Here is a 21,144-nt window from a genome sequence, read left to right as displayed (position 1 = left end):
CCGTCCGCCTTATCGCATTATGATTCATTATTTGCCGGTTTTCGTACCGCCAAAGGCAGTGTTGTAGGCATGATTTCGACCAAACTCAGCAACGCCCGCAATCGCCGCGCCTTGATTGCCGAAGAAATGACCACGGGTCGTACCGGCCACTTTGTTTGCCGTAGCTTTACCTTCAAATGAAGCATGAGCCGTATTGATGACGGCATTGTTAACAGCAACTGTCAGACCCGTACGTTTCATTTCGCCGTTCAGCGTCCGTTTACCGAAATCGGCTTTCAGCGTACCGTTTAAGAGGGCTGTATTTTGCGTATGATATTGGTTGATACCCTTAACCGTATAAGTGGCAGTACCCGTAGTCGGCAGATTGGTGGTTCGACCCGTGCCGCTATAGAAGGCGGTGTAATTCGTACCTTTTGTACCGACAGCCGCACCAGGTGCAACATTAGACCAATCACCGAAATAGACATCTAAATTGCCTACTTGTGCGTAAGACAGACGACCTAATTTAGAATGGTCAGGCATTCTTGGAATCAGATGCCATGCACCGGTCATCCGATACAGATTGGCAACGGTAACCCCGTTTCTGTCCTTGCCGACTACACCGGGTGCCAACAATTTAACAGCTGGATTGTTTGCCACTTTATCCATTTTCGCAAATGCAACCGGTTTATTGTTGGCTACATTGCCTTTTGCAGTGCTATCGACAATCTTAATCGCCGCCTTATCTATATAAGTGGGGGTATCATTGTCAACACCTGTTTCCAAATGCTTGACATTGGCAGCTTTGATGGAATTTGTCGAATAAGAGGCAGGATTAGCAGCAAATACACAGGGAGCGGCGGAAACCGCACCCAACGCCAAGATGATTTTTGAAAGTTTCATAACATTTGCTCCAAAATAGGATTAAAAATACAAACCCTTCCAAAGATACGGAAAAATGACTGCTCCCGATCGTTCGTGAGAGGAGAGCTTGGGTCAAACCCTGCATCGTTTGAAAGTATTGAAACTATAAACCTAATAATAATTAATATAAATAAAAATTACTATCGTTTTTATAATTTGCAATATTTTGTAAATTTTCGAATAGTTTTGATTTTTTGTTTCAAAAAATCAGATTATAGAGCTAAGTAATTCCAATAATCTTAAAATTTCCCACTGATTCCGATTTTAATTGTCCGACCAGGTGCAGGCATATAGGAGCGGCTCATCGGGTCGAGGTAGTAGCGGTTGGTCAGGTTGCTGCCCACAAGCTCGGCGGTCAGATTTTTGCCGATTTTGTAGCGCAAATAGGCGTCCCATACGGCGACAGGCTGCCAGCGCATAGTATCGGTGTCCGCTTGAAGATTATAGTCATTGATACGGTTTAATTGATCGTAATATGCCTGCCATATGGTACGGCGGTTTTGATAGACACGGCTGTGGTAATGGAAGCGGATGCCGCTTTCCAGCTTGTTGCGGAAGAAGCGTCCGCCCAAGTCGGCATCAACCGACCAGCGCGGCTGAACCATACTGGCAAGATAGCCGTTGTCGGTCAAACCGCCGTAATTACATTCGGGAGCAGGAATAAATCCGCCGCCAGTCAAGTAACTGGAATCATGTACACTGGAAACGGCAAAAGATTTGTCGCAGACTTTATTTTTCAGTGTACGCAATACGCCTACGCCACCGAAAAATTTGCCGGTATCAAAGCGCGCCTGCAATTCCACGCCGGTACGGATTTGTTTGTCGAATTGCTCGAATTCAAAATTCTCGTCCCTGTCGATGATATTTTTGGTTTTATTGCGGAAGTAGTTGATGCGTAAATCCGCATTTTTCATTTTCGGAAACAGTCCAGTTAAATCATGAATGTAGCCGACTTCCCAGTTTTTGGCGTGTTCGGGCTGCCAACCGTATCCCATTCGTGCAAATGAACCCGCAGCAGTCGAGAAGCCATAAGTCCCCTCAAAAATACTGGGGAAACGTAGGGATTCGGTATAGCGCAGATAGGCTCGGGCATTATCGGTAAAATTGACGGCGGCTGAGAATGCAGGAGCCCATCCGCTGCCACCCTGTTTGTGGGCACGTTGTAGTTCAGCAGGGGTAATCGGGGATCTGTATATTTTGTCGCTACGAGGCATAAACATATATTTCTGAACTGTGCGCAGACTGTCCGGATCGTTTGGATCGTAGGCAGGATTGACGGTTTGGCTATGTAGATCGGGAACGGTAAACCAGGGGTTGTCAGCAGGATTCAGACGACCTCTATCGTCTTTACGCCAATAGTATGTCAGCTTATCCAGCTTTGGTCTGTTTACATCATTAAAGGGAGTGGGATTTAATATTGCCACCCCTCTATCATCTATTACGATACTGTCTCTTGCCGCATTGAATTCGTCATTGTTAACCGCATTCAGATAATCACGATATTCCTGCTCGGTTGCTACACGGGTAAACTGAAATACCTCACCTCGATTGACTTGTAAGGGATTGTTGTATTTATCAAATCCGGTTTTCAACCGATCGTTGTCATCCTGTATTTTGAAATTGGTATAGCGCGCTCCTGCCGTCAGAGTCAGCCAGCTCATCGGCTGGTAGCGGAAATTGAAACCAAAATTCCATTCTCTGCGCCTACCGTTCCTCGGCTCGCCAAATCCTGTCAACTGTGTATTGGTAACCAATTGCTTTGCTTCTATTTCTTCTCTGTATTTGTCCAAGCCGTCATGGCTCAATTCTTCTGAAAACTCATTACGCGATCTCAATTTTTCATTTTGGAAGTCACCCATCAGAGTCAACGTCAGCTTGTCATGCAGCTTCATGCGGTTGGAAAAATTGAAACCGTTGCGGGTATTGTTGGCATAGTAAGCATTGCCCTCTATGGTATTGAATCGCCCGTTGGTATTCGGAAGCTGTTCAACGACATCCGGTTTTTTCGTGTAACCCAATGCCTCATACATGCGCTTGGTTTCTTCATTGTAGGTATTCCAGCGACTCATCACAGTTTTCCACATCACTAAATTGTCCACCCTGTCTTCATACAGGGCATCGCCGGGCGAACCGCCTGCGGTATTGGTTTTGGATTTGGTACGGGTTGTCCACAATGATGCGCTCAAATCTATCCAGCGGCTACCCTCAGGTTTCCATGCATAATCGATATTGTAGGAACGCTGTTTCACCCATGCCCTTGGCCACTCCCCAATTTTATTTAAATTGTCGGGCGTACTGAAAATCGGGCCGATGACGCGGGAAGGCATGATTTCGCCGAAAGTGGAGTCGGTATGGCGCAGGCCGAATTTGAGCGTTTGGCGGTTCGGCAGGTGGAAGGTGGTTTTACCTACCCATGATTTATTTTCCAGCGAAGTATTGGTTACCTCTCCACCCGGATGATAAAAAAGTCCGATACGGGCAATATCGGGCGCGCCCAGCATGGCTTCACTACCGTAAAATTTTTCGCCTCTTGCAGCGGCATCCGCAATCTGCCTGTTTAATTCATTGACCGTTTCCATCGTCCAAGGACCGATATAGCCGTAGCGCTCCGCACCTTTTTTACCGGAAAAATAATTGCCTTTACTGCGGTAGGCATAGGCAAGCATGGCATCAAAATTGTCCTGCTTGGTGGCGGCGGCAATGCGGTAAGCTTTATCCTCCCCAAATCTATTGCGTCCGCTGAAACGCTGACTGACGCGGTCAGTATCGTCCAACATCGCCCGCCAAATACCGCCGAGTGCGACAGCAGGCGCATCCAATGTCCGATAATCGACTGATTTTTCATAGACATTGGTACGTTGTTTGATGGAATTATTGGAAGCCTCCGCCTTCACTTCAAATCCGTATTTCTGCCCTTCGGGGACAATATCGTCGGCATCGATGGTTTTCAAGGCGACGGAGCCGCCTATGCCGCTTTTCATATCACGGCTGAACGAGGGGCCTTTTTCGATGGAAACGCTGCTGATGATGTTGGGGTCGACGTAGTTGCGGTTGTTTGCGCCTGCGTAGCCGCGCCAGACGGTAATCGCCTGCTCGGTGCCGTCGATGGTAACAGGAATCCGTCCCTGTCCCTGTACGCCGCGTATATTTGGGTCCAGCGCACCGCTGTTGCGCGCGTCGCCGCTGTACACGCCGGACATACCGCTCAAAAGGTCGGATACGGTGTTGCCTTTGAAGGTTTCGACTTCGTTTTTGCTCTTGTAAAGATTGACGACTTCACGGGTATAAACTCGGTTTTTACCGATTTCGTCTTTATTGCGTGTGCCTTTGACGGTAACGGTATCTAGAATCACGGTCGGCGTATTATCGGCAGCATAAATGATGGGAGAAAAACCGATAGCGGCAATGCAGGCGGCAAGGGTGTTGACTTTGACTGGCTTCATAACGAATTCCTTGTGTGGCGGAATGTCAGACAGCGTCGTCTGAAAATTTTCAGACGACTTCGATTACCTAAAGCCCATATTCCGCTTTGACGACGAAGTTGCTGAATATGATCTTCCCAATATCGAAATATGGGGAAATCCTAATTTGAAATTACTTTAAAACTTGCCCGTTATCCCTATCCTGATCGTCCTGCCCGGTGCGGGCATGAAGGAACGGCTGAACGGGTCCATATAGTAGCGGTTGGTCAGGTTGGTACCCACCAACTCGGCGGTAATGTTTTTGTTGATGCGGTAGCGCAGATAGGCATCGACGACGGCCGTGGGGGTCCAACGCATATCTTCTATGCCGTCAGTATAATCTTTGACTTCGTCCGTAGCGGTGGCGTAGTGGTCGTTAACCGCCCGTTCGAAGCCGCGCCATGAGTCTACGCGGGTTTTATAGACGTCGCTGTGCCAGTGGAAGCGGGTGCCGACATCCAGTTTGTTTTTCAGGAAACGTGCGCCCAGCTCGGCATCGACCGACCAGCGCGGCTGCATCATGGATGACAGGTAACCATCGATTTTCACGCCGCCGGGGAAACAGGTCGGCGCGCGCAGCAGCGGTTTGCTGCCGCTGCTTTGAACATGCAATCTCAGCACGGTTGACTGTAATCGGTCAGTGAATGCGGCACCTTCGTCGCAGACGTCGTTGCGGATGGTACGGATGAGGCCGAGGCTGCCGTATACCTTGCCGGTATCGAAGCGGGCGGACAATTCCGCGCCAGAACGTATCTGCTTGTCGAATTGTTCGAATTCAAGCTGGTCGTTGCGGTCGATGATGTTTTTGGTGGTGTTGCGGAAATAGTTGATGCGGAAATCGGCCTTGCGCATTTTCGGGAACATTCCGGTCAGGTCGTGGATATAGCCGACCTCGAAATTTTTGCCGCGTTCGGGTTTCCATTGGTAGCCATAGCGGTTTACCGAGGTGGTGTTGAGCTGCGGGCTGATGGGAACACCTACGGTACCCTCGAAAATGCTGGGAAAACGCAGGGTTTGGGTATAGCGCAGGTAGGCGCGGGCATAGTCGGTCAGATTGAAGGTTACCGAGGCGGCGGGTGCCCAGCCGCTGCCTTTCTGCTTCAGCGCCTGCTGCTTCTGCGCCGGGGTCAGCGGGGTTCTGTAAGTAACGTCGCCTGCAAGTACGCCTGAACCCTCGGCCGTAAAGTTCTGAAATTTATTTACAAAACGCGGGCTGCTGGGATCAGCCGGATTATAGGCGGGGTTCTCGACACGGGTCAGCACTTTGGGATTGTTCAATACCGGATGGTCGGCCATATTCAGCTTGCCGTATTGGTCTTTGGTCCAATCGAAACGTACTTTTTTAGTATACATTGGTATACCCATACCGTCAGATCCTTCGGGAATGATTTTAGCATATGCATCCTGTATTTCTTGTGTCGCTTCGCATGTAGGAGACATGATGCAGGCATTGGCTTTTTGGTAGGCTTCGTAATCTTTTTTCGTTGCCACGACATCGGCTCTATATCGAAGCCCCCTGTGGGCTTCCAATTCACCGCCATTGTCTAAGAATTTTTTGACACTGTCGTCTTGCAGGGAGAAGTTGGTATAGCGCGCGCCTGCGGTCAGCGTCAGCCACGGGCGCGGTTCGAAGCGGAAATTGAAGCCGAGGTTGTATTCGCGCCGCCTGCCGTTGCGCGGGTAGGTGATAGTATCAAGAAATGAACTGGGATAGATCAAGTTTTGATCAAATTCCTTTTTGTAGCGGTTTCCATATAAATCGGCAAATTCGTTATGCGTTGCCAGTTTTTCGTTCTGGAAGTCGCCCAATACGGTCAGCTCGAGATTGTCGCGCAGCTTCATGCGGTTGGAGAAATTGAAGCCGTTGCGATTGTTGGTGGCGTAGAGCGCCTGCGCCTGGCGGGTATTGAAGCGGCCGTCGGTATTCGGCAGGCCTTCGTCCAAACCGGGCCTTTTGCGAAGGCCTTGAATCCAGTCGTCGGCAGCCGCATTCCATCCCACGTCGGTCCAAGCAATATCGCCGGGGACGCCGCCGGAGGAATTGGTTTTGGAGCGGGTGCGGGTGGTCCATAGCGAGGCGTTCAAATCAATCCAGCGGCTGCCTTCGGGCTTCCACGAATAGTCGATATTGTAGGCGCGCTGCTTGACCCACGCCTGCGGCCATTCGGCGATTTTGTTTTGGGAATTGACGTTTTCACCTTGGAAACCGCCGCCGCTGAGGATACGCGAGGGCATAACCTCGCCGAAGGTGGAGTGCGTATGGCGCAGGCCGAGTTTGATGCTCTGGTTGTTCGGCAGGCGGAAGGTGGTTTTTCCCAGCCAGGATTCGGTTTCCAGCGAAGTATTGGCTACTTCGCCCCCCGGCGTATAGAAGAGGCCGATAATGGGGGCTTCGGGGCTGAGTTCCTTTATTCCCCGTTCGTTCAGTCTGCGGAGGTTCTCGGCATTGTCGGCAGAATAATAACCGTAACGGTGCGCGCCTTTTTTGCCTGAAAAGTAATTGCCCTTGTTGCGGTAGGCATAGGTGAGTATGGCATCGAAATTTTCCTGTTTGGTCGCGGCTGCGATGCGGTAGGCCTTGTCTTCTGAAAATTTATGCTTGCCGCCGAAGCGCGGGGTTAATCTGTCGGAATCGTCGGCATAAAACCGCCAGTATCCGCCCATTACATTTAAAGGATTCTCCAAGGTACGGTAGTCCACGTTTTCGGCATAGGTGGCTTTGCGCGGCTTGATGGAATTGTTGCTGGTTTCCGCCTTGATTTCCACACCGTATTTCTGACCTTCAGGTACGATGTCGTCGGCTTCGAGGGTTTTCAGCGCCACCGAACCGCCGATGCCGCTTTTGACCTCGCGGTTGAACGACGGGCCTTTTTCCACATACACGCTGCTGATGATATTGGGATCGACATAGTTGCGGTTGTTTGCGCCGAACATGCCGCGCCAGACGGTAATCGCCTGCTCGGTGCCGTCGATGGTAACGGGGATGCGCCCCTGCCCTTGTACGCCGCGGATGTTAGGATCGAGCGCGCCGCTGTTGCGCGCTTCGCCGCTGTAGACTCCGGGCAGGCCGCTGAAGAGGTCGGATACAGTGTTGCCTTTGAAGGTTTCGACATCTTCCTTGCCTTTGTAGAGGTTGACGATTTCGCGGGTATAAACTCGGTTTTTACCGATTTCGTCTTTATTGCGTGTGCCTTTGACGGTAACGGTATCTAGAATCACGGTCGGCGTATTATCGGCAGCATAAATGATGGGAGAAAAACCGATGGCGGCGATGCAGGCGGCAAGGGTGTTGACTTTAACTGGCTTCATAACGGATTCCTTGTGTGGCGGAATGTCAGACAGCGTCGTCTGAAAATTTTCAGACGACCTTGGGAAGGTTTTGCCGCAAATCAATTGAAAGATGTATTTAATGATTTTGATTATTATTTGTATAATTTTTGATGATTTTAACAAGGTTTTAATGATGTGAGAACATTTATCCGATATATTCACATTCAACAACTAAAATATTTTTAAAACCTATTCTATTGTTTCAACATAAAAATATTTAATTTCTATATAAATAATCCAAATAAAAAAGTCGCCTGAATATGTCTTATCAGTCAGTTAAAACACTTTCTCACAATTCAAATGGGAAAGTCCTAACCAAGCCTGTAAGGTATTTTCAGACGACCTTTTAGTTGCCTGCTTCCATTCAGTGCCTCGGCTCTTCTTTCTCCTTTTGCACAAACTGCTCAATCAGTTTGCGCTTTTATCCTATGAAGAGAATAATGACCTTCATCCATCATCTATACATACGAGGGCAGGCATGAACTCTTTTGCATCATTGTTAAACCATCCTGATATTTCTTTTTCCCCGACTCCAGACAGTATCAAAGTCGATAATCCGGCAACGGGTGAGACTTTGGCGTTTGTCCGCACGACTCGTTCAGACGGCCTCAAGCTGCTGATTCAAAAGGCGGAGGCCGCACAAAAAATATGGGCGGCAAAAACTGCGTTGGAGCGCGCCGATGTGTTGTGGCGTTGGTATTTTCTGATAAAGGAAAACAAAGAAGAACTGGCGCGCATCATGACGATGGAACAGGGCAAAAGCCTGACCGAGGCGCGCGGTGAAATCGATTATGCGGCTTCGTTTGTGCGCTGGTTTGCCGAAGAAGCGCGGCGGATTGACGGCGATGTGCTGACAAGCGTGAAAGCGTCGCAAAAACTGGTTGTATTGAAACAGCCCGTCGGCGTTACTGCCGCGATTACGCCGTGGAATTTCCCGTCTGCGATGATTGCGCGCAAGGCCGCGCCTGCTTTGGCGGTGGGCTGCGCGATGATCGTCAAACCTGCGTCGCTCACGCCCCTGAGCGCGTATGCGCTCGCCTTGCTGGCTTACGAAGCGGGCGTGCCGCAGGATTTGCTGCCTGTTGTCAGCGGCCGCGCTTCGGAAATCAGCCATGAATTTGCCACGAACCCGACCGTGCGCAAAATCAGCTTTACCGGTTCTACCGAAGTCGGTGCGAAAATTTTTGCCGACAGCGCGGCGGACATTAAAAAACTCAGTTTGGAACTGGGAGGCAACGCGCCGTTTATCGTGTTTGACGATGCCGATTTGGACAAAGCCGTCGAAGGCGCGATCGCCAGTAAGTTTCGCAACAGCGGTCAGACCTGCGTCTGCACCAACCGCGTTTACGCCCAATCCGGCATTTACGACGAATTTTGCCGCAAATTAAGTGAAAAAGTAGCCGCACTCAAATTGGGCAACGGCTTGGATGAAGGCGTCAACCAAGGGCCGCTGATTGAGGAAAAAGCGGTGGAAAAAGTCGAGCAGCACATCGCCGACGCGCTATCCAAAGGCGCGGTTTGCCTGACCGGCGGTATACGCAGCGCGTTGGGCGGAACGTTTTTCGAACCGACTGTCTTAAGCGGCGTAACGGCGCAAATGGCGGTGGCGCGCGAAGAAACCTTCGGGCCGTTGTGTCCCGTGTTCTGCTTTGAAACCGAAGCCGAAGTCATCGCGGCCGCCAACAATACGGAATACGGTTTGGCGGCCTACCTCTTCACCGCCGACACTGCCCGCCAATGGCGCGTCGGCGAAGCCTTGGAATACGGTATGGTCGGCATCAATACCGGCTTAATCAGCAATGAAGCGGCACCTTTTGGCGGCGTGAAACGCAGCGGTCTGGGACGCGAAGGCAGCAAATATGGTGCGGACGAATATTTGGAATTGAAATATTTGTGTATCGATGTGGCGAATTGAGTTTAGTCTCAGGAGGTCGTCTGAAAACGTAACTTCAGCAAGATAATCGCCCTATCTTCTAACTCACCCGACAACTTCAATATTGCCAGATCTAAACTCTGGACAAACAATTTTTTGAAGCCGCAATCGGCTCCGTAGTACCTACGTTTCCTGCGGCATAGAAATTAGCATAAAATTGTATTGTGAAACTTTTTCATCACCAATAAAAAAACCGACCTCTCAAAGGTCGGTTTTTTATTTTTCGCTGAAATACGAAATGGTGATTATGAATACGCTTCCAAATCTGCCAAAATTTGATTCAGGCTATCCTTGACTTCTTCCGCCTTTGCAGCGGGATTACCGTTTGCATCCAAAGAATCACGGCTGAAGCTGTCGACATAAGGCGCAAATGTATCTTTCAGCTTCAACAGTTTCACCACATCGGAACGGGTGTAACGATCGCCGCCGTAACCGACAACAATACCGTTCTCATGTTGCCACTGGGCAAATTGTGACGGGCTGATTTGCACCAGTTCGCACATTTCGTCCAGCGAAAAATAACGTTTTGCAGGAATAACGGGATTAGCGTTGTTTGTCATAGTAATGCTCCACCATGCCTTTGAGTTTTTGGCTGGCATGGAAAGTGACTACGCGGCGGGCGGTAATCGGTACTTCTTCGCCGGTTTTCGGATTACGGCCGGGACGTTGCGGTTTGTCGCGCAACTGGAAATTACCGAAACCGGAAATTTTGATTTCTTCGCCGCGTGCCAAAGTGCTGCGGATTTCTTCAAAAAAGAGTTCGACGATTTCTTTGGCATCGTTTTTGGTTACATTGCTGACTTTATCTACCAAAATATCGGCCAATTCGGCTTTAGTTAATGTCATATTATTACCTTCTGTTGTAACAGGTGCAGATTATTACCAATTTCTATTTAAAATTCAAGCGAATATTTATTTTTTAGCTGCGAAGTTGCGCTCCCGCAGCAGTTGCCGCGTCAATCAGTTTTCCGATAACCGGCTCGACTGTTTCATCCGTCAGCGTGTTTTCCATATCCTGCAAAATCACTTTGACCGCCATGCTCTTCATCCCTTCAGGCAAGCCTGTACCTCGATACACGTCAAATACGCTGATTTCCTGTACCAACTTGTTTGCCGCGCCTTTCAAGGCGGCCAACAAATCATCATGGGTCATGGTTTCAGGCATCACAAACGCCAAATCCCTGCGCACCGGCTGGAATTTCGATACTGCCTGATAGCGCGTTTTTTCCCGTTCCAACACGGCTGACATGTCGATTTCAAATACCAGCGGCGCTTGCGGCAAGTCGTATTTTTGCAGCCATTTCGGATGTAATTCACCGACAAAACCGATGACTTGGCCGTCTGAAACGATATTGGCGGCGCGGCCGGGATGCAGGGCGGGATGTTCGGTTTTGATGAATTCAACTGCTTTGTTTTTCAACAGATTTTCCACATCCGCCTTGATGTCGTAAAAATCCGCGTTGCGCGTTTTCTCGCCCCATTGTTCGGGCATCACCGCACCGTACCACAAGCCGCCGATGCGCTCGTTTTGCACAAACTGGCCGTCTGAACCTTTGCTGAACACGCGGGCGATTTCAAACACGCGCACGCGGCTTTGCTTGCGGTTCAGATTGTTCTGCAAAATTTCCACCAAGCCGCCGATGAGCGTGGAACGCATCACAGCATACTGCGCCGCCAGCGGGTTTTGCAGGCGGATGGGGTTGGCGTTGGCGGCAAAATCGAGTTCCCACTGCTCGTCAACGAAGGCATAGCTGACCACTTCGCGGTAGCCGCGCGCCGCCATTTCGTTATAAACGGCAAAACGCGGACGGCGGGTTTCGGGCAGCGCCAGCATTTTCAGACGACCTGACGTGTAATCGTCGGGGATATTTTCATAGCCGTAAACGCGACCGATTTCTTCAATCAAATCGGCCTCAATTTCGATGTCGAAACGGAAGCTCGGCGCGGTAACGCGGAAGCCTTCCGCCGTTTTTTCAGGCTGCAAGCCCAAGTGCTGCAAAATGGTTTTCACCTGTTCGGCGGGAATGTCCACGCCCAACACGGTTTTCAGACGACCCAAACGCAGCTCAACCTGTTTCGCTTCAGGCAATTCGCCCTGCGCTTCCACCATTTCGCCTGCCGCACCGCCGCAGATTTGCAAAACCAATTCGGTAGCGCGTTCGATGGCGTCAGCCTGCAAACGGTAATCCACGCCGCGCTCAAAGCGGAACGACGAATCTGAGCCGAAACCGTATTGACGCGATTTCCCTGCGATGATTTCAGGCGCAAACCAAGCCGCTTCCAGCACGATATTTTGTGTGTCGTCTGAAACCGAGCTTGCCGCGCCGCCCATTAGACCCGCCAAGCTCAACGCGCCTTTTTCATCGGCCACCACCAGCGTGTTTTCAGACAGAGAGACGGTTTTCTCGTTCAGGCATTCCAGCGTTTCGCCTTTACGCGCGCGGCGGATGTGCAGGCTGCCTGAAAGTTTGTCGGCATCGAAAACATGCATCGGCTGACCAATTTCCAGCATCACATAATTGCCAATGTCCACCAGAGCGGAAAGGCTGCGGATACCGCTGCGCTCCAAACGCTGCTTCATCCAATCCGGCGTAGCGGCGCGCGCATTGACATTTTCAATCACGCGGCTGATAAAGCGGCCGCAATCGGCAGGCGCATCAATCTGCACGGGCTGTTTGCGGCTGCCCGTGATTGGCGCGGCATGGATTGCAGGCTGCTTGAACGCGCAACTCGTCAATGCGGACACTTCACGCGCAATGCCTTTGATGCTCAGGCAATCGGCACGGTTCGGCGTGATTTTCAGCGTGAATACCGTATCGTCCAAATCCAAATATTCACGGATGTTTGCGCCGACGGGAGCATCTTGCGGCAAAATATGCAGGCCGTTCACGCCGTCGTCAGGCAGACCGAGTTCGTCGGTAGAACACAACATTCCGTTCGACACCACGCCGCGCATCTTGGTCGGCTTGATTTTGAAATTGCCCGGCAACACCGCGCCCGGCAGCGAACACGGTACTTTGATGCCCGCTTTCACATTCGGCGCACCACACACAATCTGCACCAACTCGCCCGTACCCGCATCGACTTGGGTAACGTTCAAACGGTCGGCATCAGGATGTTTTTCAACGGATTTCACTTCGGCAATCACCACGCCTGTAAAAGCCGGCGCGGCAGTCTCGGCTTCTTCCACTTCCAAGCCGGACATGGTTAACAGATGTTCCAGCTTATCAGCGGAAAGTTCGGTATCGGCTTGGATTTTCAGCCATGAGTAGGAGAATTGCATGTTATGTTCTCAATCAACTAATTAACTTTTGTTTTAGTGGTTTTTTAGACGGCGTTTAAGGCTACCTGAAAATGTGCAGGCTGCTTTTACTTTGTTGAAGTCAATGCTCTCAGGTAGCCTTTGCTTTGGGATTGCAGCCGTTTATTTCAAAGTAGCCTGCAACATGGTATCCAAATATTTTGGCAGCTTGTCCACCGTCAAAATCTCATCGAACTCACTGCTAAATCGCGCAGGATATTGTGGCTCAAAATCGGTAACAGTCTTTAGAAATTGTGCGAAATTGGGATTTTTATCCGCCAATTCGTACACCACCGAATAATCCATTTTCTCTTTAAATCTCGCAGGCGACAAAATTGCACTTTTCTCAATATTATCAATATTCAAATGGATAATTCCAATACCAAAACTCTGGCTTAGCTTTTGCAGTGCCTCAATAAACTGACTGTCCTGTTTAATGTGTAAAGCCACCAAATAGCCTTCGTTCGCCCAACTGGAATTACTCACCGCCTGAAAGAAATATTCCTTGTAATTGGAAGTATTTAATTCTTTTTTCAGCTCAAACGAAAAAATCTTGATTGGTGAAATATCAAATTTCTTAATAAACGGCAACACATTGTTTTTCTGATAATTAGCGTATTCAAAATTCACCGCCACCATATCAGGATACAGCCATTTATCTTCGCCTTTCTGCCCTTTGGAACTTTCTTCGTGAAAAATCGTTTTAGGATAGGCTTGGAAATAATCACTGTGTTTTAAAAAATGTGCCAAAACTGGGTGCAAATCGCGTTCGTGGAACGTGGATTTCTTGGTATGAGTACGGGAGACAGACTGCTTTGAGGCGTGGTTAAACTGGTGTTTTAAAATGTATTGCTTAGGCTTGGTATTTGGGATCTCGACAAAATGCTCTTTATCGGTACGAATCCGTGCGTTAAATGTGGCAGACGGCGTTTTACCCGAGAATGTCTGCGTTTTCTCATCAAATGTTTTTAACTGAAAATGCAGTTTATTCTGTAAGACAAATTCCCACAATTCAGTTGGCGTTATCGGACGATTCACCATTTCCATTGCCGACACCGCTAATTCTACAAACCCTAGTTTTTCGTCATCCATGCTCTAACTCCATTCAAATGGCAAAGGCTAACCTGAAAACAAGTACAGGCTGCTTTTTTCATTTTCGGATAATCTGCACAATCATTTCGCAAACTGCTTTAAAAAGTTCAAATCGTTATCAAAAAACAGTCGCAGATCGTTCACGTTGTAACGTAACATGGCGAAACGGTCGAGGCCAATGCCGAAGGCGAAACCGGTGTATTTTTCGGGATCAATATTCACGTTTTTCAACACGTTGGGATGCACCATGCCGCAGCCGCCGACTTCCAGCCATTTGCCGTTTTCGCCCATGATGTCGATTTCGGCGGACGGCTCGGTAAACGGGAAGAAAGATGGACGGAAACGCACTTGCAAATCATCGCGTTCGAAAAAGCGGCGGATAAAATCGGTGAACACGGCTTTCAAATCGGCGAAAGTTACGCCCTCTTCTACCCACAAGCCTTCAGCTTGGTGAAACATGGGCGAGTGCGTAGCGTCGCTATCCACGCGATAGACACGGCCTGGGGCGATAATGCGGATGGGCGGCTCTTTTTTATCGAGCATATAGCGGATTTGAATCGGGGAAGTATGTGTGCGTAAAACATCGCCGTTTTCAACGTAGAACGTATCCTGCATGGCGCGGGCCGGGTGATTTGCGGGGATGTTCAGGGCTTGGAAGTTGTGGAAATCGTCTTCGATTTCCGGTCCGTCTGCCACTTCAAAACCCATGCCGTGAAAGAGTTCGACCACGCGCTGCAAAGTCAGGGTTACGGGATGCAGACCACCATTTTCCTGCGCGCGTCCGGGCAGGGTAATATCGAGTGCTTCGGCGGCAAGTTGGGCTTGGAGTTTGGCTTCGTTGAGCGCATCACGTTTATTGTTAAAGGCCGTCTGAAACTGGTTTTTGCATTCATTGATATGCGCACCTATGGTTTTGCGCTCCTCAGGCGACATTTGACCTAAGGTTTTCAGAAGTCCGGTCAACTCGCCAGTTTTACCAAGATAACGGGCTTTGATTTGTTCTAGAGCGTTGAAGTCTTGCGCAGCCTCTACTGCGGCAATGCCTTCTGCAACGATACGGTTTACATTTTCCATAGTGGTTTTATCGTCTGTCGGTTGATAATGGGTCGTCCGAAACAATGAGGCCGCCTGTATGGTTTGGTGTTGCCAAACTTTTCAGACGACCTTTTATCGTTTACGGCCAATCCGTTTGATAGAATCGGCGTATTTTAGCGCAAATCAATTCAAAAAAATAGACTTTAAAGAAAGAAAATCAATCACATAGACTTTCTTTAGACAAAGAAAAAAGGAAGCCCTAGCTTCCTTTTCAAATTTTTTTGGATTAAGCAGCCAAAGCAGCTTTGGCTTTCTCAACCAATTGTGCAAAAGCGGCTTTATCGAATACAGCCAGATCAGCCAATACTTTACGGTCGATTTCGATAGAGGCACGTTTCAGACCGTTCATGAATTTGCTGTAAGACAGACCATTTTCACGGGCACCTGCATTGATACGGACAATCCACAGTTGACGGAATTGGCGTTTGCGTTGACGACGGTCACGGTATGCGTATTGACCGGCTTTCATTACCGCTTGTTTAGCAACGCGGTATACGTTTTTACGACGACCGCGGTAGCCTTTGGCTAACGCGAAGATTTTTTGGTGACGGGCACGAGCGGTTACACCGCGTTTTACGCGTGGCATATTCTAAACTCCTTAAGCGTAGGGTAACATTTTAGCAACAGAAGCCAAATCGCGATCGTTTACCATAGAGGTACCGCGCAGTTGGCGTTTGTTTTTAGTGGTCTTTTTAGTCAAGATGTGGCGTTTGAACGCATGAGCGCGTTTTACACCGCCGTTACCCAGTACTTTGAAGCGTTTTTTCGCGCTAGACTTGGTTTTCATTTTAGGCATGGGAAAACTCCATTCGTTATTAGATAAGGCATTAGGGGGTTTTAAAACATCGATTTCAAACACTTGAACCCAAAATGCCACGGTTTTTGCCGCCAATCAAAAGCTTACTCCGAAGCGGCAATCGGAGTAAGCCGAGAATTATAACTTTATTTTTTCTTCGGTGCAATCATCATCACCATTTGACGGCCTTCCATTTTGGGGAAGGATTCGATTTGAGCCACTTCCGCCAAATCCTCTTTTACGCGTTCTAAAAGTTGCGCACCGAGTTGCTGGTGAGCCATTTCACGACCACGGAAACGGAGTGTTACTTTGACCTTATCACCGTCAGCCAAGAAGCGGTTGATGTTGCGCATTTTAATTTGATAATCGCCTTCATCTGTCCCCGGACGGAATTTAATTTCCTTAATTTGTACCTGCTTCTGGTTTTTCTTGGCTTCGTCGCGTTTCTTGGCTTGCTGGTATTTATATTTACCATAATCCATCAGTTTGCATACAGGTGGCTTGGCAGTAGGGGAAATCTCTACCAAATCCACATCCTGCTCTTCGGCCATAGCCAAAGCTTCACGAACCGATACGACACCAAGCTGTTCGCCTGACTCACTGATTAAACGCACTTCTTTAGCGGTAATTTCGCCATTGATTCGTGCTTCGCGTTCTTGAGCGATGATGAATACTCCTATAAAAATTAATGGTTGACGAGGGCGTCTGCGATTTCTTGCTGCAGTTGTGCAATGAAATCATCCAAATCCAAAGAACCCAAGTCTTCTGCTTTGCGGCGCACGGCCACTTTGTTTTCCTGCTTCTCTTTATCGCCGACAACGATTTGATAAGGGAAGCGGTATTGGCTGTTATCGCGGATTTTGTAACCGATTTTTTCGTTACGCAAATCCAGCTCTACACGGAAGCCTGCGGCTTGCAATTTGGCAGCCACTTCACGGCAGTAATCTGCTTGATTTTCGGTGATATTCATAATCACCATTTGAACCGGCGCCAACCACAACGGGAAAGAACCTGCATGGTTTTCAATCAAAATACCGATAAATCGTTCCAAAGAACCCAAAATGGCGCGGTGCAACATTACCGGACGGGTGCGGTCGTTGTTTTCGGTTACATATTCTGCATCTAAACGTTCCGGCAATACAAAGTCCAGTTGCAGAGTACCACACTGCCAAGAACGTCCCAATGCGTCTTTGACGTGATATTCGATTTTAGGTCCGTAGAACGCACCTTCACCCGGCAATTCGTCCCATTCCACGCCACAAGCAGTCAATGCTTCGCGCAAACCTTGTTCTGCCTTATCCCATACGTCGTCTGAACCGGCACGCTTCTCAGGACGCAGTGAAAGTTTGACGGACACATCATGGAAACCGAATTGCTTGTAAATACGAACCAGCAATTCATTGAATGCGCGCGCTTCGCTGACAATTTGATCTTCGGTACAGAAAATATGCGCATCGTCTTGTACAAAACCGCGGACACGCATCAGTCCATGCAGTGCGCCACTCGGCTCGTTACGATGGCAAGAACCAAATTCTGCCAAACGCATCGGCAAATCGCGGTACGAACGCAAACCGTTATTAAAAATCTGAACATGTCCCGGACAGTTCATCGGTTTAACCGCGTATTCGCGTTTTTCCGAACTGGTTACGAACATATTGTCTTTGTAGTTATCCCAGTGACCGGATTTTTCCCAAAAGGTTTTATCCATGATTTGGGGGGTTTTGACTTCCTTGTAACCGGCGGCATTCAGCTCTTTACGCATATGCTGCTCAATAGTCTGCCACAAAGCCCAACCTTTGGGATGCCAAAACACCATACCCGGCGCTTCGTCCTGCAAGTGGAACAAATCCAGTTGCTTGCCCAATTTGCGGTGGTCACGTTTTTCTGCTTCTTCAATACGCTGGATATAGGCTTTTAATTCGTCTTTCGTCGCCCAAGCAGTACCATAAATACGTTGCAGCATTTCATTATTGCTGTCGCCGCGCCAATATGCGCCTGCCAACTTGGTCAGCTTGAAGTTTTTCAGGAAGCGGGTGTTCGGAACGTGCGGACCACGGCACATATCGACATATTCCTGATGATGATACATACCCATTGCTTCAACTTCGGGCATATCTTCAATCAGGCGCAGCTTGTATTCTTCACCACGATCTTGGAAAATTTTGATGGTTTCGGCGCGCGGAGTCATGATTTTGATTACATCATAATCCTGAGCAATCAATTCTTTCATGCGCTCCTCGATAGCGGCAACATCTTCAGGCGTAAACGGTTTTTCCGTTGCGATATCGTAATAAAAGCCCTCTTCAATGACGGGGCCGATAACCATTTTTGCATTAGGATAGAGCTGCTTGACTGCGTGACCGACAAGGTGGGCGCAAGAGTGGCGGATGATTTCAACGCCTTCTTGGTCTTTCGGGGTAATGATTTGGACGGTTGAATCTTCGGTAATCGGATCGCACGCATCGACCAATTTGCCGTTTACCTTACCCGCCACCGTCGCCTTCGCCAAACCTGCTCCGATAGACGTGGCAATCTGTGCCACGGTAACGGGCGATTCGTATTGGCGGACTGAGCCGTCCGGCAAGGTAATGTTCAACATCAAAAAAGCTCCAAAACATTAAAAAATAACGGCATAAATGCCGTTTGGGAAATTTGGTAGGCACGATTGGATTCGAACCAACGACCCCCACCATGTCAAGGTGGTGCTCTAACCAACTGAGCTACGTGCCTGTTTAACAGGGTTCGGATTATAGACGATACTTTGACGCGATGGCAAGCATGAAAATGAGGTTTCAGACGACATTATCGGAACATTGTGATTTTTTTGAAACATTTTCAACAGTGAACATCTCGATACGAATAAGGTCGTCTGAAATATTCAAACACCGCTATTGCGATGAAAATCCTTTATAATCCCGTTTTTTACCTCAATCGTTTGACTGCACGGCGGCTTCGCACTCCGTTTTCAACATTATAGATACAACCTATGCTCAAGTTTACCTTACACAAAAAAGACGGTCATGCCCGACGTGGCACGCTGGAACTGAACCACGGCAAAATCGAAACGCCCGTATTTATGCCGGTCGGCACTTACGGCTCGGTTAAGGCGATGAATCCGCAAAACCTGCACGACATCAAGGCACAAATTATTTTGGGCAACACTTACCATTTATGGCTGCGCCCCGGTTTGGAAGTCATCGAACAATTCGGCGGTCTGCACGAATTTATCGGCTGGGACAAACCCATTCTGACCGACTCGGGCGGTTTTCAGGTTTTCTCGCTCTCCGATATGCGCAAACTCACCGAAGAAGGCTGCACCTTCCAAAGCCCGATTAACGGCGACAGACTCTTCCTCTCGCCCGAAATCTCCATGAAAATCCAGACTGTACTCAATTCCGACATCGTGATGCAGTTGGACGAATGCACACCGGGCGAAGCAACGCACGAGCAGGCGCAAAAATCCCTGCAAATGAGCCTGCGTTGGGCAGAACGCAGCAAAAAAGCCTTTGAAGATTTGAAGAACCCGAATGCCCTATTCGGCATCGTGCAAGGCGCGATGTATGAAGATTTGCGCGAAGAATCACTGCGCGGCTTGGAACAATTCGACTTCCCCGGCCTTGCCATCGGCGGTCTGTCCGTCGGCGAACCCAAACCCGAAATGTACCGCATGCTACGTGCCGTCGGACCGATGCTGCCCGAACACAAACCGCATTATCTGATGGGCGTCGGTACCCCCGAAGACCTCGTTTACGGCGTGACGCACGGCGTGGATATGTTCGACTGCGTCATGCCCACCCGTAATGCACGCAACGGCTGGCTGTTCACCCGTTTCGGCGATTTGAAAATCAAAAACGCCAAACACAAACTCGACAAACGCCCGATAGACGAAAGCTGCACCTGCTACGCCTGCCAAAACTTCAGCCGCGCCTACCTGCACCACCTGCACCGAGCCGGCGAAATCTTGGGCGCGCAACTCAACACCATTCATAACCTGCACTTCTATCAAGTCATCATGGCGGAAATGCGCGAAGCCATCGAGCAAGGAAAATTTGCCGACTGGCAGGCGCAATTCCATGAAAACCGCGCCCACGGAGTGGATTGAGATTTAACTATGCTTATCGAGGTCGTCTGAAAACGTTATATTCAAGTAAACCCCGTTTTCAGACGACCTTGCTGTTATAATGCAAACATTAATTTACATTATTTGAGAGTGCGATATGTTTACCCAAGCAGCCCAAGAATTGACCACCGTCCGCGACATCCTGCGTTTCGCCGTCAGTCGTTTCAACGATGCCGGTTTGTTTTTCGGGCATGGCTCGGACAACGCACACGACGAAGCCGCCTACCTGATCCTGCACACCCTCAACCTGCCGCTGGACACGCTGGAACCTTACCTCGATGCCAAGCTGTTGCAAAGCGAGAAAGAAGAAGTATTGGCAGTACTGGAACGCCGCGCAGTCGAACACATCCCCGCAGCCTACCTCACCCATCAGGCATGGCAAGGCGATTTCGATTTTTATGTTGACGAACGTGTTATCGTACCGCGCTCGTTTATTTACGAATTGCTCGGCGACAACCTTACCCCTTGGATAGAACACCCCGAATTGGTTCACCGCGCATTGGATTTGTGTACCGGCAGCGGCTGCCTCGCCGTCCAAATGGCACACCACTACCCTGCCGCCGAAATTGATGCCGTCGATTTGAGTTTGGACGCGCTGGAAGTAGCCGCCATCAACATTGAAGATTATGGTTTGGAAGAGCGTATCAACCTGATTCACACCGATTTGTTCGAAGGCTTGGAAGAGACATACGACCTGATTATTTCCAACCCGCCTTATGTCGATGCCGAATCGGTCGATATGTTGCCCGACGAATACCTGCACGAACCCGAACTTGCTTTGGGCAGCGGCGAAGACGGCTTGGACGCCACCCGCCAAATCCTGCTGCACGCAGCCAAATACCTCAACCCCAAAGGCGTACTGCTGGTCGAAATCGGACACAACCGCGACGTATTGGAAGCCGCCTATCCCGAGCTGCCGTTCACTTGGCTGGAAACCAGCGGCGGCGACGGATTCGTATTCTTGCTGACCCGCGAGCAATTGCTGGGATTGGAATAATCTCTTGCCGATTTTGATACGGCCGAAAATCTTCTGCATATAGGTTTTTGGCCGTATTTTCATGATTGCGCTCGCCCCAAACTATTATAGTGGATTAACTTTAAATCAGGACAAGG

At 49.3% G+C, this 21,144-nt stretch carries 15 protein-coding genes and 1 tRNA gene; 3 read left to right on the top strand and 13 right to left on the bottom strand.

Going from position 1 to position 21,144, the window contains the following annotated elements:
• Positions 1-27 precede the first annotated feature (27 nt).
• From HMPREF2572_RS06490 to HMPREF2572_RS06480, 3 genes are all read right to left on the bottom strand, one after another.
• Positions 28-882, bottom strand: coding sequence for a Slam-dependent surface lipoprotein (locus tag HMPREF2572_RS06490; protein WP_070497038.1), 855 nt, complete (start codon positions 880-882; stop codon positions 28-30).
• A 260-nt stretch (positions 883-1,142) separates the two neighbouring features.
• A complete protein-coding gene (locus HMPREF2572_RS06485; RefSeq protein WP_070497037.1) occupies positions 1,143-4,346 on the bottom strand; it encodes a TonB-dependent receptor domain-containing protein in 3,204 nt (1,067 codons plus the stop codon).
• Positions 4,347-4,502: 156 nt separating this feature from the next.
• Complete coding sequence (locus HMPREF2572_RS06480) at positions 4,503-7,673, bottom strand: TonB-dependent receptor domain-containing protein (protein ID WP_070497034.1); 3,171 nt, start codon at positions 7,671-7,673, stop codon at positions 4,503-4,505.
• Between the two features lie 499 nt (positions 7,674-8,172).
• Here HMPREF2572_RS06480 and HMPREF2572_RS06475 point away from each other — a divergent pair, with 499 nt between their 5' ends.
• Entirely contained in the window at positions 8,173-9,609 is a 1,437-nt protein-coding gene (locus HMPREF2572_RS06475) for an NAD-dependent succinate-semialdehyde dehydrogenase (RefSeq protein WP_070497031.1), read from the top strand.
• 263 nt (positions 9,610-9,872) lie between these two features.
• Here HMPREF2572_RS06475 and HMPREF2572_RS06470 read toward each other — a convergent pair whose 3' ends face one another.
• From HMPREF2572_RS06470 to HMPREF2572_RS06425, 10 genes are all read right to left on the bottom strand, one after another.
• Complete coding sequence (locus HMPREF2572_RS06470; protein WP_070497027.1) at positions 9,873-10,187, bottom strand: hypothetical protein; 315 nt, start codon at positions 10,185-10,187, stop codon at positions 9,873-9,875.
• A complete protein-coding gene (locus HMPREF2572_RS06465) occupies positions 10,171-10,473 on the bottom strand; it encodes an integration host factor subunit alpha (protein WP_003675494.1) in 303 nt (100 codons plus the stop codon). Before HMPREF2572_RS06465 ends, HMPREF2572_RS06470 begins: the two co-directional genes overlap by 17 nt.
• 73 nt (positions 10,474-10,546) lie before the next feature.
• A complete protein-coding gene (gene pheT, locus HMPREF2572_RS06460; protein ID WP_070497024.1) occupies positions 10,547-12,910 on the bottom strand; it encodes a phenylalanine--tRNA ligase subunit beta in 2,364 nt (787 codons plus the stop codon).
• A 141-nt stretch (positions 12,911-13,051) separates the two neighbouring features.
• A complete protein-coding gene (locus HMPREF2572_RS06455) occupies positions 13,052-14,020 on the bottom strand; it encodes a hypothetical protein (RefSeq protein ID WP_070497021.1) in 969 nt (322 codons plus the stop codon).
• An 81-nt stretch (positions 14,021-14,101) separates the two neighbouring features.
• Positions 14,102-15,094: a phenylalanine--tRNA ligase subunit alpha gene (gene pheS / locus HMPREF2572_RS06450; RefSeq protein ID WP_003744233.1), complete on the bottom strand. Its 993-nt coding sequence runs from the start codon at positions 15,092-15,094 to the stop codon at positions 14,102-14,104.
• A gap of 247 nt (positions 15,095-15,341) precedes the next feature.
• Positions 15,342-15,701, bottom strand: coding sequence for a 50S ribosomal protein L20 (gene rplT, locus HMPREF2572_RS06445; RefSeq protein WP_002214103.1), 360 nt, complete (start codon positions 15,699-15,701; stop codon positions 15,342-15,344).
• A gap of 12 nt (positions 15,702-15,713) precedes the next feature.
• Positions 15,714-15,911 (bottom strand): 50S ribosomal protein L35, encoded by a 198-nt coding sequence (gene rpmI / locus HMPREF2572_RS06440; protein ID WP_002232040.1) that lies wholly within the window; start codon positions 15,909-15,911, stop codon positions 15,714-15,716.
• A 146-nt stretch (positions 15,912-16,057) separates the two neighbouring features.
• Entirely contained in the window at positions 16,058-16,579 is a 522-nt protein-coding gene (gene infC, locus HMPREF2572_RS06435) for a translation initiation factor IF-3 (RefSeq protein ID WP_074895063.1), read from the bottom strand.
• Positions 16,580-16,596: 17 nt separating this feature from the next.
• Positions 16,597-18,510, bottom strand: coding sequence for a threonine--tRNA ligase (gene thrS / locus HMPREF2572_RS06430; RefSeq protein WP_070497019.1), 1,914 nt, complete (start codon positions 18,508-18,510; stop codon positions 16,597-16,599).
• Positions 18,511-18,564: 54 nt separating this feature from the next.
• A tRNA-Val gene (locus HMPREF2572_RS06425) sits at positions 18,565-18,641 on the bottom strand.
• A gap of 256 nt (positions 18,642-18,897) precedes the next feature.
• Here HMPREF2572_RS06425 and tgt point away from each other — a divergent pair.
• Positions 18,898-20,013, top strand: a complete 1,116-nt coding sequence (gene tgt / locus HMPREF2572_RS06420) for a tRNA guanosine(34) transglycosylase Tgt (RefSeq protein ID WP_070497016.1) — start codon at positions 18,898-18,900, stop codon at positions 20,011-20,013.
• A gap of 115 nt (positions 20,014-20,128) precedes the next feature.
• The gene (gene prmB, locus HMPREF2572_RS06415) at positions 20,129-21,028 is read left to right on the top strand and encodes a 50S ribosomal protein L3 N(5)-glutamine methyltransferase (RefSeq protein WP_070497013.1); all 900 of its coding nucleotides are present in this window, start codon (positions 20,129-20,131) and stop codon (positions 21,026-21,028) included.
• Positions 21,029-21,144 lie beyond the last annotated feature (116 nt).

The organism is Neisseria sp. HMSC064E01, from assembly GCF_001808875.1.
Taxonomy (GTDB): domain Bacteria; phylum Pseudomonadota; class Gammaproteobacteria; order Burkholderiales; family Neisseriaceae; genus Neisseria; species Neisseria sicca_A.
This window is presented reverse-complemented; position numbering and strand designations above follow the sequence as displayed.